The 13,143-nt window shown below is 44.2% G+C and carries 10 protein-coding genes; 8 read left to right on the forward strand and 2 right to left on the reverse strand.

Annotation, left to right across the window (positions count from 1 at the left end):
• The first annotated feature begins 165 nt into the window (after window positions 1–165).
• From AC3FZD_RS20265 to AC3FZD_RS20285, 5 genes are all read left to right on the forward strand, one after another.
• A complete protein-coding gene (locus AC3FZD_RS20265; protein ID WP_488737754.1) occupies window positions 166–744 on the forward strand; it encodes a hypothetical protein in 579 nt (192 codons plus the stop codon).
• A 55-nt stretch (window positions 745–799) separates the two neighbouring features.
• Window positions 800–1,255: an ABA4-like family protein gene (locus AC3FZD_RS20270; protein ID WP_488737755.1), complete on the forward strand. Its 456-nt coding sequence runs from the start codon at window positions 800–802 to the stop codon at window positions 1,253–1,255.
• A 140-nt stretch (window positions 1,256–1,395) separates the two neighbouring features.
• Window positions 1,396–1,581 carry a TLTLP motif-containing protein gene (locus AC3FZD_RS20275; RefSeq protein ID WP_488737756.1) on the forward strand — a complete coding sequence of 62 codons (186 nt, stop codon included), beginning with the start codon at window positions 1,396–1,398 and terminating at the stop codon, window positions 1,579–1,581.
• Window positions 1,582–1,727: 146 nt separating this feature from the next.
• Window positions 1,728–2,240, forward strand: a complete 513-nt coding sequence (locus AC3FZD_RS20280; RefSeq protein WP_488737757.1) for an inorganic diphosphatase — start codon at window positions 1,728–1,730, stop codon at window positions 2,238–2,240.
• A 451-nt stretch (window positions 2,241–2,691) separates the two neighbouring features.
• Window positions 2,692–3,597, forward strand: a complete 906-nt coding sequence (locus AC3FZD_RS20285; protein ID WP_488737758.1) for an MBL fold metallo-hydrolase — start codon at window positions 2,692–2,694, stop codon at window positions 3,595–3,597.
• A 129-nt stretch (window positions 3,598–3,726) separates the two neighbouring features.
• On the opposite strand, the gene AC3FZD_RS20290 is transcribed toward AC3FZD_RS20285, so the two are convergent.
• Window positions 3,727–3,864, reverse strand: coding sequence for a hypothetical protein (locus AC3FZD_RS20290; protein WP_488737759.1), 138 nt, complete (start codon window positions 3,862–3,864; stop codon window positions 3,727–3,729).
• A gap of 166 nt (window positions 3,865–4,030) precedes the next feature.
• Here AC3FZD_RS20290 and AC3FZD_RS20295 point away from each other — a divergent pair, with 166 nt between their 5' ends.
• On the forward strand, window positions 4,031–6,958 hold the full coding sequence (locus tag AC3FZD_RS20295) for a response regulator (protein WP_488737760.1): 2,928 nt from the start codon (window positions 4,031–4,033) through the stop codon (window positions 6,956–6,958).
• Window positions 6,955–8,100 (forward strand): ATP-binding protein, encoded by a 1,146-nt coding sequence (locus tag AC3FZD_RS20300; RefSeq protein ID WP_488737761.1) that lies wholly within the window; start codon window positions 6,955–6,957, stop codon window positions 8,098–8,100. The genes AC3FZD_RS20295 and AC3FZD_RS20300 overlap by 4 nt, the downstream gene beginning before the upstream one ends.
• Here AC3FZD_RS20300 and AC3FZD_RS20305 read toward each other — a convergent pair.
• Entirely contained in the window at window positions 8,048–10,774 is a 2,727-nt protein-coding gene (locus AC3FZD_RS20305; RefSeq protein WP_488737762.1) for a hybrid sensor histidine kinase/response regulator, read from the reverse strand. The two genes, AC3FZD_RS20300 and AC3FZD_RS20305, sit on opposite strands and share 53 nt — an antisense overlap.
• 356 nt (window positions 10,775–11,130) lie before the next feature.
• Between AC3FZD_RS20305 and AC3FZD_RS20310 the strand changes: the two genes are divergently transcribed.
• Window positions 11,131–13,143 carry a response regulator gene (locus AC3FZD_RS20310; RefSeq protein WP_488737763.1) on the forward strand — a complete coding sequence of 671 codons (2,013 nt, stop codon included), beginning with the start codon at window positions 11,131–11,133 and terminating at the stop codon, window positions 13,141–13,143.

Consider the following 13,143-nt stretch of genomic DNA (forward strand, 5'->3'; position numbering starts at 1 on the left):
GACCGCGATCGCCTTTCTGGTTTAGATTGGTAAGAGTGGGTATTCTCAGAACATGGGTGTAAGGGTAAACCCCAAACTTAGCTCAGTGACATCCATGGAACTCTGACATCATCATTCTCATCACTAAAAAGTGATTCAAGATTAAATTAACAGCAAATTGGGTTTATGAACGATGTGAATTGGCAGTCGAAATATCAAGATTGGATTGGTAAAGTCCGTCTTTTCTTACGGCAAACTGCCCAAGCCTATCTCTCCGATACACCGAGACTGCCAGAACCTCTTGCCCAACAAATTGTGCCCTTATCCCAAAAAGCGCAAGAAATTAGAAGAATGTACCAAGATGAGTCAGGCCATCTTCCAGAAGGAGACACAGACTTGCAATGGCTGGATAAAGTCTCCCGATTCTTGCGAGAATTATCTGCACTCTATTTGTCAGATGAACCCTCTTTACCGCAAAATTTGTTGGACTTATCGAGCCGGGCGCGAGTGTTGGCAAAGGAAGCCCAACGGATTCAAGAACATTCCCCTAGCTCTAACCCCGCTACTCCAGGAATAGGCGCAAGTGCGGATGTGGATGGGCCCGATTCTCCTCCCTCCTTAGCTAAAGATGACCTCACGATTGAAAACCTGCAAAAAAAAATTAAAATTCAGTGGGCTGATAGCTCTAACCCCAATGCTCCTGAATGGCAACAGTTAATTGTCCTATTAGATGTGGCTAAAGGACTCTACCGCAATTTAGTTTAAAGGATGGCTCAGAAATAGGAGAGTATAATAGCCTCTACTGGGTTATTTGAAGTGAATGATGCTCGATTGGTTATTTAATGGCGCAAACCTCTTTGTGCTGCCCTTCTGGACGTTGATGATAGTGCTACCCAATTGGGGAGGAACTCGATGGGTGATGAAGTCATTCCTTCCCTTTGTGGCTCTAGCGGGTTTTTATGTTTATCTGCTCGTGGGCACGATTGATGGAGAGTCGGCCGCGGCTTTAGCTAATCCCCAATTAGCGGATTTAGCTCGGTTATTTGCCAATCCCCAGGCAACAGCAACCGGTTGGGTGCATTTTCTGGTGATGGATTTATTTGTGGGACGCTGGATTTATTGGGAAGGACAACGGACTGGAGTCTGGACGGTTCATTCGATTATCCTCTGTTTGTTTGCCGGGCCCATCGGTTTGCTCTCCCATATTCTCACCCAAGCTATTCAGGGGCGCTTTCTGACCCCATCTTCAGAATCAACAACTCCAGAAATGAGTTAATCGCCAGGTGGTGAAGATTGTTGTCAAACCAACAATCTAGCTCTGCCCCATCAGTAAAATAGAAGGGAGGGGTTGATTAACTTCCCCCTCCCTATTTAATTCTTGTTTTGTTCAATAGAGGTCATTAAAACCCTTTCTGTATGGAATCAGATAGTGAGTCTGTAAGTCCGAGCCAACCCCGAAAACCGAGGGTGGCAGATGTGATTGGCACGGCCATTGCTTTATTAACCTTGGCCTTACCCCTGTGGGCGATCGCCTACTATTCTTCAGGTAATGCCAGAATTGTGCCAGGTGTGAGCTATCCCTTACCGCAAGCCAGAGAATGACCCCCATTAACTCAAAAAAATAAGCAGCTATAAAATCATTAATTTAGACCCGGAGTTGGGAGAGGTGACCATCTTCCCCTAAAATTTGATTCGGGGAGAGGAGGCGCGATCTTCCTTTCTCTACCGATCCCATTTGGAGAAAAATCTTGGATTTATCACTCATTCCCGCCCAACCGAAACCCGGCTTATTGAATGTATTGATCGAAATCACAGCCGGAAGCAAGAATAAGTACGAATATGATAAGGACTTACAAGCTTTTGCCCTAGACCGAGTATTGTATTCCTCTGTTCACTATCCCTATGATTATGGCTTTATTCCCAATACCCTAGCTGATGATGGCGATCCTCTTGATGGTATGGTCATGATGGATGAGCCGACCTTTCCAGGGTGTGTGATTGCTGCGCGACCCATTGGAATGCTAGAGATGATTGATGGCGGCGATCGCGATGAAAAAATTCTCTGCGTTCCGGATAAAGACCCCCGGTATAGCAGTGTCAAATCCCTTAAAGATGTTGCCCCCCATAAACTAGAAGAAATTGCAGAATTCTTCCAAAGTTACAAAAACCTGGAGAAGAAAGCTGTAGAAATCCTAGGTTGGAAAGATGTCGATCGAGTCTTACCCTTGGTCGAAGAATGTGTCAAAGCAGGTGCTAAGTAATTAGTTCTGCGCCCATCAGGGCCATTCTCCCTAACCCCAACAGGCGTGACATCGGGAAACCCTCCGTTTGCTCACGTCTGGTCTCCTAGGGTAAAACCATCCCCCCTGAAAAAATAAATTAAGGTAGAATCAGGAAATCTAGGTAACCTAGATCTTAGGGTGCAACAAGTCTCGATCGCATAGACTTGAAATCAAGCGGTATTTATTAACATTGCTCAGATAACAGGAGATCGACGAAGAAAATGAATCAAAGTAATAGTGGGACATCTGAATCAGATCGGGTTAAGATGACCCCATATACTCTGTTTACCTTTCTATCTCCTCTTGTTTATCCCTGTGAACCCCACCAGGAAACTTTAGAAGCAATGGCTAGGCTAGATATAAGACGACTTACGCTCTGGTCGTTCCCAAGAATAATACTCAGCTAAACCCAGGCTAAATTTAGCGAAAGATGTCACAATCCGATCCCTCAGTTCCTGTTGTCAAACCCGCATCCAACCCGGATCATACGGAATCCGTTGTTCCGTCTCCCTTAACCCTTAAATTCTGGGGTGTTCGAGGTGATATAGCTACGCCCGGTGAACAAACCGTCCGCTACGGTGGCAATACTTCCTGTGTGACCTTAGAAACCCCTAAACATCTATTGATTTTTGATGCGGGCACTGGGGTTCGCCTTCTGGGTAAGTATCTCTTAAGTCGGATGCCCGTGGAAGCCCATTTATTTCTCTCTCATTGTCAGTGGGATCGGATTCAGGGCTTTCCCTTCTTTGTGCCCGCATTTATCCCTATCAATCGCTTTCATATTTATGGTTCTTCCGCCGTAAATGGCGATTCAATGCAACAGCGACTCAAGGAACAAATGCAACCGCCTAACTTTCCAGTCCCCATTGAAATTATGGGATCGGATCTGAAGTTTTGTGATGTTGAACCGGGAGAGGTGCTGAAGTTAGAAGCGATGGAAGTTTATACTTGTTGTTTGAATCCGATTAACCAAACCTTGGGCTATCGAGTTCACTATGGAAACCAAGTTGTAGTCTACGCCACGGATATCGAAGCAGATACTGATAACCTCGATCCTCGGTTGATTGAGTTAGCCCAGGAAGCAGATGTACTGATTTATGATACACATACCTGGATGATTGATGAACAGGGAGCGAAGGATAATCCTCAACCGAAAGATTGGAATTGGAAAAGTGGTATTGAGGTGGCGAAAAAAGCTGGAGTGAAGCAGTTGGTGATGTTTCACCACGATCCGGGTTATACGGATGATTCTTTGGATCGGATTGAACGACAAATACAGGCGGTTTTTCCCCAAGGTAAGTTAGCCCGTGAAGGGATGGAAATCGCGATCGATTAAAAATAATACAGCGCGTTCCATTCTGGCTGGAGGAATAGGGGAATGGGGGAGTGGGGACATAGGGGGAGGAAACAACAGACTCAACCTAGCTTTCCGCAAGGGGACATGAATGAGCTATTCTAGGGATCTTTAAAAACTGCCATTAATGTACCTCATAAAGCGCGAAAACTGCTGTAAGTAGGCGATCGCTACAGACAAGAAAATGAACAGACTAATACTGACGAGCGATCGCAGTAAGCTGGGATTAGTTTTTGGGCGAGAACTCATAGCTGACTCTATACCGATAGACAAGTGAATTGATTTTTCATACAATGGTAATAAAAGGACACTTTTATAGTAAACTTCCTGGGTGTTCTATTCCCTTTTATTAAAATATCTCTATCTTCATCCGAGATCCTAGAAAACCGGCACTTATGTATCACTAACTCTTACGATGGTAGCATTAAAGCCTCCTCGGCCCCAAATTTTAATTATTGATGATTCTATGAATAACCTGCATGTTCTCTGTAGCGCCCTAAAACAAGCCGGTTATAAAGCTCGTGGAGTCAAAAATAGTAAAATGGCTCTAATTAGTATTCAAGCCGCTCCTCCTGACCTAATTTTACTCGATATTAGGATGCCCGATCTCAATGGGTATCAAGTTTGCCAAAGGCTAAAAGAAAATCCTCGCATATCTCATATTCCCGTAATTTTCATTAGTGCGTTGGACGATCCCATTGATTTAATCCGAGCTTTTGAGGTAGGAGGATGTGATTATATTACTAAACCCTTTCAAATCGAAGAAGTCTTGGTGAGAATCAAGCATCAGTTGAGAATTCGGACATTAGAACAACAACTACTGGATCAAAACCGGCAATTACAACACGAAATTGAACAGCAAGAAAAAACCCAAAAGGCGCTCCAGGAATCAGAAGAAAAATTTTCCAAAGCTTTTTTACTCAGTCCTTATCCCATGGCGATCGCCGAATACCCCCATGGAGCCTTCATCGATCTCAATCAAGCCTTTATCGATATTACCGGATATTCTAAAGCAGAGACTCTGGGTAAAAAACCCGTGGATCTGAATTTGTGGGCCAATCCTAGCCAGCGCGATCGCCTCTTCAACCAACTGAAGCGATCGCAACGCATCCAAAACTACGAGCTGCAAATTTTAACCAAAACCGGAGAAATTCGCACCATTCTCCTCTCGGCTGAATTACTCAATTTGCGCTCCAAATTCTATGTTCTCTGCCTCCTGAATGATATTACCGAACGTCAAAAAATAGAAGCCGAACGCAACCAAGTCTTAACCGAGCTACAAGAGAAAATTAAACTCGAAAAAGCCACCCGTCAAGTCCTAGAACGGATGCGGAGTACCCTAGACATGGAGCAAGTCTTCCCCATGATTGTTGAAGATATCCGCAAAACCCTACAGTGCGATCGCGTAGGAGTATTTCGCTTTAATCCAGACTGGAGTGGCCAATTTATCGCTGAATCCGTAGGTAAAGGGTGGATTTCTGTCATGGCTAACCCCTCGGAATCCATAGAGCGCGATCGCTGTTTAGTTAACCTCTACACCCAAAACCCTCAGACCATCACTGATACTTACTTCCAAAACAACCGCAGTGAACGATATAAACACCCAACCACCTATTTCTCCGCTCCCGACATCGAACAGTGCGGATTTAACCCTTGCTATCTCAACCTGCTGCATCAATTTCAAGCAATGGCTTATCTCACCGTTCCCCTCTTCACCGAAACCCAACTCTGGGGTCTCTTAGCCTGCTATCAAAACTCCAATCCCCGCTTCTGGACAGACAGTGAAATTCATTTTGTCATTGAAATCGGCGAACAACTCGGTATTGCTCTTCAACAAGCCAAAGTCCTAGAAACCGCCCAACGCCAATCCCAAGAACTCGCTCAAGCCAAAGATCTAGCCGAATCCGCTAACCAAGCCAAAAGTGAATTCTTAGCCAAAATGACCCATGAACTCAGAACACCCCTCAACGGGATTTTAGGCTTTACCCAAATTTTGCAACAAGATACAACCCTGAGCGATGGAGTCCAAGACTACTTAAACATTATTCATCACAGTGGAGAACATCTGCTTCGCTTAATTAACGATGTTTTAGATATGTCCAAACTTGAATCCGGGCGGATCAAACTCTATCCTAAACCCTTTGACTTGTGCCAATTTCTCGGCTCCCTGACCCATATCATTGAAACCAGAGCCGCAGCCAAAGGACTGACTTTTCAACTGATTCTAGCAGAGAATACTCCCAGAACCCTTCAAACCGACGAACGTAAACTCCGTCAAGTGCTGATTAACTTACTCGATAATAGTATTAAATTTACCGATTCAGGAACCCTTATTTTACGAGTTTCTTGCCCCTTACAGTTACGCTTTGAGGTTGAAGACACCGGTATTGGCATTCCTTCAGACATTTTATCTACCCTATTTAATCCCTTCTCTAATGCCCCCTCTCAAGACGGAACGGGGCTAGGTCTAGCCTTAAGTCAAAGACTGGTCAACTTAATGGGAGGGAAAATCAAAGTCAAAAGCCAAGTCAACCAGGGATCTCGCTTTTGCTTTGAAATTCCTTTAATTCTTGACGATAGTATTAATCCTAACGAAGAGAGTGAAATATCCTCTGTTATTGGACTTGCTCCGAATCAACCGAACTATCGTATATTAGTAGTTGAACATCACTGGGCCAACCGACAAAACTTAGTCAACCTACTGCAATCAGTTGGATTCCAAGTCCGCGAAGTCAGTCAAGGTGAAGAAGCGATCGCCCTGTGCCAAAACTGGTCTCCCGATTTGATTTTAATGGATATCCAAACTTCGGCGATCGATGGTCATACAGCCACTGAATCCATTCGAGCCACACCCAAAGGCAAAGATACCGTCTTAATTGCTCTGATCCCTGAATTTGTATCGGAGCAACTCGGAGATCTCAAGGCAAATGGGTGGGATGACTACATCAAACAACCGGTTCAAGAAGAAATGGTTTGGCAAAAAATGACCCAATATTTAGGAGTTCATTATCAATATGCTAACGCATTGGAAGCTACCCAAATTACTTCAGGATTAACGGCAGACTCTAGGGTTGAGTGGATCGATACCAACCCCGCTCCAAGCCTTGACAATCGTCCAGAAAAATTAAAAGAAATATTAACACAAATGCCTTCGGATTGGATCGAGCAGTTGTCCCAAGCCGCTCGGAAGGGATCGGATTCAGAAATTATTGATTTAATTCAATTCATTCCTTCTCCAGATCCCGGTTTGGCTGATAGGCTAGAACATTGGTCAAATAACTTTCAATTCGATCGGATTCTCGATCTAATCGAAACTCTTGCACCTTCTCAAGACATACTATGAATATTCAGTCTCAACTGGTCAATCATGCGGAAATTTTAGTCATTGATGATAATGTCGTCAACGTGCGCTTATTATCGGATATTTTAAGCGGTATGGGCTATGATGTGCGAAAAGCATTGAGCGGAAAAGCAGCGATTGATTCGATTTATAGTTGTTTACCTGACTTGATTTTATTAGATATTAGAATGCCAGAGATGGATGGCTATGAAGTCTGTAAAATCTTAAAAAACGATCCGAAAACCTGTGATATCCCGATAATTTTTATTAGTGCTTCCGATGATACCTGGGATAAGGTAAAAGCCTTCCAGCTAGGAGGAGCAGACTATATTACCAAACCCTTTAAGAATGCCGAAGTGTTAGCTAGGGTTAAAAATCACTTACAAATCCGTTCTTTGCAACAACAACTGATCGAAAATAATGATAAACTGGCTCAAGCCAATCAGGAGCTAGAAAAATTTACTTCGGTCGTCTCCCATGATTTACAGCAACCGATGCAAAGCATCTTAGGATTTGCCCGAATTCTGGATTTTACGTTAAAGGATAAGTTAGAACCCGAAGAATATACCCATCTGCAAAGTATTATCAGTGCAGGCGATCGCATGAAGCGGTTAATCCAGGATTTGCTAATCTACGCCAAAATGGGACAAGAGCAAATTAGTTTAGAACCGATTGACTGTAATGAGATTATAGATCAAGTTCAAGAAAACTTAGCCAGTGCGATCGCCGAACGCAATGTCAAGATTATTTGCTCCTCATTACCCATCGTTCAAGGCAATGAAGTCCAGCTCATTCAACTGTTTCAAAATTTAATTAACAATGCCATTAAATTTACCGCTCCGGATCGACAACCCGAAATTCAAATTAAAGCCGTCATCCGTAAAACCAAATGCTTGATTAGTATCAAAGATAATGGTATTGGGATTCCACCAGAAAAAACCGAAGAAGTCTTTCAAGTCTTTAAGCGCTTCCATGATGCTAAAAAATATAGTGGTCATGGCATTGGGTTAGCCACCTGCCGCAAAATTGCTGAGAATCATGGAGGCAAAATCTGGTTTAAATCCGAACTTGATCTCGGTACATCCTTTTATTTTACTCTTCTAATGTCTGAGGTTCAAGAAGAGACTGAGGAAGCAGTGGAGTAAGCAGATCTAACAAACTCTCAAAATCAAAACGATTTAAGCTTTGCTCAATAAATTGAATAAGTTCAACTCCATCGGAGGGTAAATCTTCAATTAACTCTAAAATGCGTTGATCGTCGAGGGTAATTGTTGAATAGTAAAGCTCTTCGAGCCAGGCTTCTGGCATCGTTAACAATACGCTCGGATCTACGGGTTGAGAATGAGTTTCCTCTGAAAAAGAACTGATTTGGGATCGATCTTCATAGGTATACTCTAGGGGTAAAAATTCGGCCAGTGTTGTAAAAAGAATACTTTCTTGAATGGGTTTATAAAGCAGCTTATCGTAACTGATAGTAGTCCTTAAATAATCTTCATTCTCAAAAACCATGGCCGTCATCGCGATCATGGGTATGGACTTTCTTTCAGTGAGGGTCTGAATCTGTTCAAGGGTTGGAAATCCCTGCTGATGGGGCATTTGCAAATGGATCAAAATCAGATCTGGATTAAACTTTTGCCATTGGGCGATCGCCTCTTGGCCATTCCCTGCACTCTCAACTGCAAATCCTACCATCTTCAGCAACTGTACTAACCATTGACGATCCTCTAAACGATCTTCAACTACTAAAATGCGATAAGAAGGTTGGCCCGGTGCTAACCTTTTGACTCGACGATGCTCTTGATACCCTTCAATTCGGGGGAAACACTCCAGTTCTACCGGAATCTGAAACTTAAAAATACTCCCTTGATTCACCACACTCGATACCATTAGCTGGCCTCCCAATAGCTCCACAAGTTTATGGCTAATGGACAGACCTAAACCCGTCCCCTCTGGTGCGACTAATCCCGTTGAAGTTTGCTGAAAGGGTTGAAACAATAACTCAATTTCCCCCTGGGGAATACCCGGCCCCGTATCTTCAACTTCAAAGGCCAATAAGGGTTTTTTTCCCTCTATTTCCGAAAGCCACACCCGTAAGATAACCTGCCCCTTAGAGGTAAATTTAACCGCATTACTGAGTAAATTAATCAGAATTTGGCGTAACTTACCCTCATCCGTTTGCAAGCAGGGGGGAAAGGGAGTCATTTTTTGGACTTGAAACTTAAGCTGTTTTTCCCTGGCTCTCAGACTGAGCATCTGATAAAGAGTATCTAAGAAAACTTCTAGATTAATGGATGTTGGATTGACCTCAATATAACCCGCTTCCACCTTAGATAAATCCAAAATATTATTAATCAGTCCTAATAAATGCTCTCCACTGCGATAAATAATGTTTAGGGATTTTTGGTATTCGGACAATAAATCAACATCTCGGAGGAGAACCTGAGTAAACCCTAAAATGGCGTTGAGAGGTGTTCTTAACTCATGACTCATATTGGCTAGAAATCGACTTTTAGCGCGGTTGGCCGATTGAGCCTGTTCTAGGGCAAGGTCTCGCTCTAATTCGGCTTGTTTGCGTTGGGTGATGTCGCGGGCAATCCAAATCACCTGATCTTCTAACATGGGGGATAAGGTGGCAGAAAACCAAACTTTGGAGTCTTCGAGATTGAGGTAATAATCAAAGGTCAAGGTAATGCGATCGCGAACAACTTGTTCTAACTGCTGACAGAGGGATGCTCGCTCTTCTCCATAAATAATCTGATTAATCGTTTCCGAAATCCGTTCTACCCCCTCTCCCAATGCTGGAGCAGTGGGAATCATTTTGATGGTTTCTCCGGCTCGATCCAGGACGAGGACAATATCGCCCATGGCTCCAAATACCGATCGCATTTCCATTTCTGAAGTCTGGATTTTCTGCTCTAGAAGTTTGCGATCGCTAATATCAAGTAAAATGCCAAATAACCCCCTCACCTGACCATCAAGACCTAAAATCGGTTGCACTCGTAGCTCGCAATAGCGCAGTTGTCCATCGTCACTATAGAGGGAGAGTTCCCAATCTTGGGCTTCTGCTTTGACAATAGCCCCTTGAATGCGATCGTGAAACTCTCGCCGTTCCTCTGGATGAAGCCTTTTCAGCACTTGTCTATAGGTCAACCGTTGGGGCGCAATGCCTAAAATGCGATAGGTTTCCTGAGAAGCCCCGATTTCCTGAACGAGCGCCGACTTTTGCTGATCTTCCCATTCCCAACTGCCAAAATGGGCTATTCGCTGTAGGGCTAATAGGGGCGAATCTCCTATCCGTGAATCCTCCGCAGCAGGAGAGGAGAGAATCGGTTGTTGCCAGAGATAACATTCTGGACAGGCTAGGATGTAGTCCGATTCTTGTCTGAGTTGTTCTTCGAGCCGACGGTGATGTAGTTGTGCTTCAATGGCACTCAGGAGATCGGTAGATTGGGTGGAAGAAATAAATCTTACTCCTTGGGGAAGAAAGGTTTTGATGGTTTGTACCTTGACTGAATGCCCAGTTAATACCAGTAAGGGTATGCCGTGGGTTTTAGGATCGGATTTGAGGCTTTGGTGAATCTGTTTCCAATAACAGGGACAATCCGATTGAATTAAGACTAAATGGGGTAAAAAGCTTGAATTAAAATCCGATTTCCAATCCGGGTAGATTTCAACCTCATATCCCAGTTTAACTAATTGTTGTTTTAAGGGTTCTGCTTGGGAAGGAGCATGGGTAATTAACACCAGGCGATCGCCACGAGAGACTTCAAACGCTTGAGTGTTCCTATGATGGCTTCGATCTGTGAGAGGGTCTCTCATGGTGGAAATATCCTTGGAATAAACAGAGCGAACGATGTAGATGGGGTTGAATCGGGCAGTCGGTCATCTCAGATCTCTGAAGTAGTCTATCAACAATACCGATCGATCGCATCAGAATAGGGGGGGATCGCAAGAATCCCATGAATATGTGAAAATTACTAGGGAAACCTTTAAATATGACCGATGGGGGAACGGGTTCAATCCACTGGGGATCGCTTCAGGGAGAGCCACCCAATTCTTGGGGACAATTCGCCGTTTTTGGCCCTTGAATCTTCTGCTTGGGGCGTATTAATTCTATTCCAGTCCCCAGGGTCATTGTTCTTGTTTCACAGCCGGACAGGGAGTAATCCATAACTATGAGAATTTTAGTCACGGAAGATGATCCTATTTTAGCACCCATGCTTAAGGAAGCTTTAACCCATCAACACCATGTGGTGGATATTGCTGGTGATGGCCAAATGGGTTGGGAATATGCCGATGCGCTCACCTACGATTTAATTTTATTAGATATCGATCTACCCAAATTAGATGGCTTAAATTTATGTCGCCGTTTACGACAACAGGGATATGAAGGGGCGATTATCTTATTAACCGGTAGACATCAGAGTGCAGATAAAGTCAAAGGTCTAGATGCCGGAGCTGATGATTATGTGGTTAAACCCTGTACCCTAGAGGAATTGAACGCCCGCATTCGGGCGGTGATGCGCCGTCGGCATACCTATGCCCAATCGGTTTTGGTCTGGGGAGAATTATGTTTAGATCCAAAAACTTGCCAAGTGACTTATCAGCAAGAACCCCTTTCTCTGTCCGCTAAAGAATATGGTTTGCTGGAGTTATTTTTACGCCATCCAGAGAGAATTTTTAGTAGTAGTAGTATTTTGGATTATTTATGGTCATTTCCGGATAGTCCAGGGGAAGAAACGGTGCGGGCCCATGTGAAACGTCTGCGACGCAAGTTAAAGGAGGTGGGAGCAGATGGCATGATTGAAACCATTTATGGTATGGGTTATCGGATGAAAGCCTTACCCCCTAATACTTCGCCAAGGGAAATCCCGGCTCTCCCAAGGGATGGAGACATCCAGCAACTAGAAACTCCAGAAGCGCAAACTCAGACGGCGATCGCCGAATTATGGGAGTCATTCAAGGGGCCGATCCTAGAGCGGTTAACCCTGCTAGAGGATGCGATCGCTGCCTTAGAACAAGGAAAATATAGTGAGGATATGCGTCAGGAAGGGCAACGAGCAGCCCATAAGTTAGTGGGATCTTTGGGCATGTTTGGCTATCCCCAAGGCTCAGAAATCGCTCGGTCAATAGAAACCATGTTCCAATCCGATCGCTGTAGGTATAAGGGAGGCGAATTGCGATCGCATCTGAAACAACTGCAAAACCTGCTCATCCCCCCGGAACCCAAAGCTAAAGTCCAGAAAAAAGAAAGGCCTGATTTCGCCGATCCTGAGAACTCCGACCTTCCCGCTCCCCTAGTGGTTCTCGCTGTTGATGATGATCCCTTAATTCATCAACGTCTCACCACCTGTCTTCCCCCCTGGGGAATTAACATCACACCCCTGGGAAATCCCCATAATTTTTGGTCAACCCTCAAAAAAGTTCAACCCCATCTGCTCATTTTAGACATCGATATGCCTGATATTACTGGACTCAATCTCTGTGAAGAAGTTCGCAACGATCCAGACTGGAATAGCTTACCTATCCTCTTTTTAACCAGCTATAACGACCCAGAAACCATTAATCATCTCTATTCTCTGGGTGCAGATGATTATGTCAATAAAACAGCAACCGATTCCGAATTAGTCACCCGCATCCTAAACCGCTTAGAGCGCCATCAACTCCTACACTCTCGTTTAAACCTCTCTCCTCAAATCGATCCCCAGGATGAACTCACCCAAGTGATTCGCCGCTATCCAGCTTGGACAAAACTTGAACATCAGTTAGAAAGATGCCATCAGGATCGGCAGTCCTTAACCATCATCCTATTAGATATCGATGACTTTCGGCAGATTAATCAACAGGGAGGCTATCGAGTTGGCGATCTCATCTTGCAAAATATTGCCCAAATTTTACGCCAGCAAGTCCCCCCAGAAACCCTAATTGTCCGATGGGGAGACGATCAATTTTTATTAGCCGTTCCAGGAATCAACCCCCGACAAACCGAGAAATTAATTGAGAAGATTCTCGCTCAAGTCACTCAGATCGATTTGGGGGGATTAAAACCGATTAAAATTACCCTCAGTAGCGGCTATGCTCAATTTCCCGATTCCGCAAGCGGACATAAACAGGGTCAGGAATTAGAGCAGCTCTGTCAGCAGGCAGAAAAAGCCATGAATTTAGCCCGAAAAAACGGGGAGTCATAA

This window comes from Roseofilum sp. KMC-1 (assembly GCF_057802075.1).

Bases quoted from the DNA above. Each gene is read 5' to 3' on its own strand.
- AC3FZD_RS20300 (WP_488737761.1), top strand. From the start codon at position 6,955: ATGAATATTCAGTCTCAACTGGTCAATCATGCGGAAATTTTAGTCATT.
- AC3FZD_RS20290 (WP_488737759.1), bottom strand. From the start codon at position 3,864: ATGAGTTCTCGCCCAAAAACTAATCCCAGCTTACTGCGATCGCTCGTC.
- AC3FZD_RS20265 (WP_488737754.1), top strand. From the start codon at position 166: ATGAACGATGTGAATTGGCAGTCGAAATATCAAGATTGGATTGGTAAA.
- AC3FZD_RS20270 (WP_488737755.1), top strand. From the start codon at position 800: ATGATGCTCGATTGGTTATTTAATGGCGCAAACCTCTTTGTGCTGCCC.
- AC3FZD_RS20275 (WP_488737756.1), top strand. From the start codon at position 1,396: ATGGAATCAGATAGTGAGTCTGTAAGTCCGAGCCAACCCCGAAAACCG.
- AC3FZD_RS20285 (WP_488737758.1), top strand. From the start codon at position 2,692: ATGTCACAATCCGATCCCTCAGTTCCTGTTGTCAAACCCGCATCCAAC.
- AC3FZD_RS20305 (WP_488737762.1), bottom strand. From the start codon at position 10,774: ATGAGAGACCCTCTCACAGATCGAAGCCATCATAGGAACACTCAAGCG.
- AC3FZD_RS20295 (WP_488737760.1), top strand. From the start codon at position 4,031: ATGGTAGCATTAAAGCCTCCTCGGCCCCAAATTTTAATTATTGATGAT.
- AC3FZD_RS20310 (WP_488737763.1), top strand. From the start codon at position 11,131: ATGAGAATTTTAGTCACGGAAGATGATCCTATTTTAGCACCCATGCTT.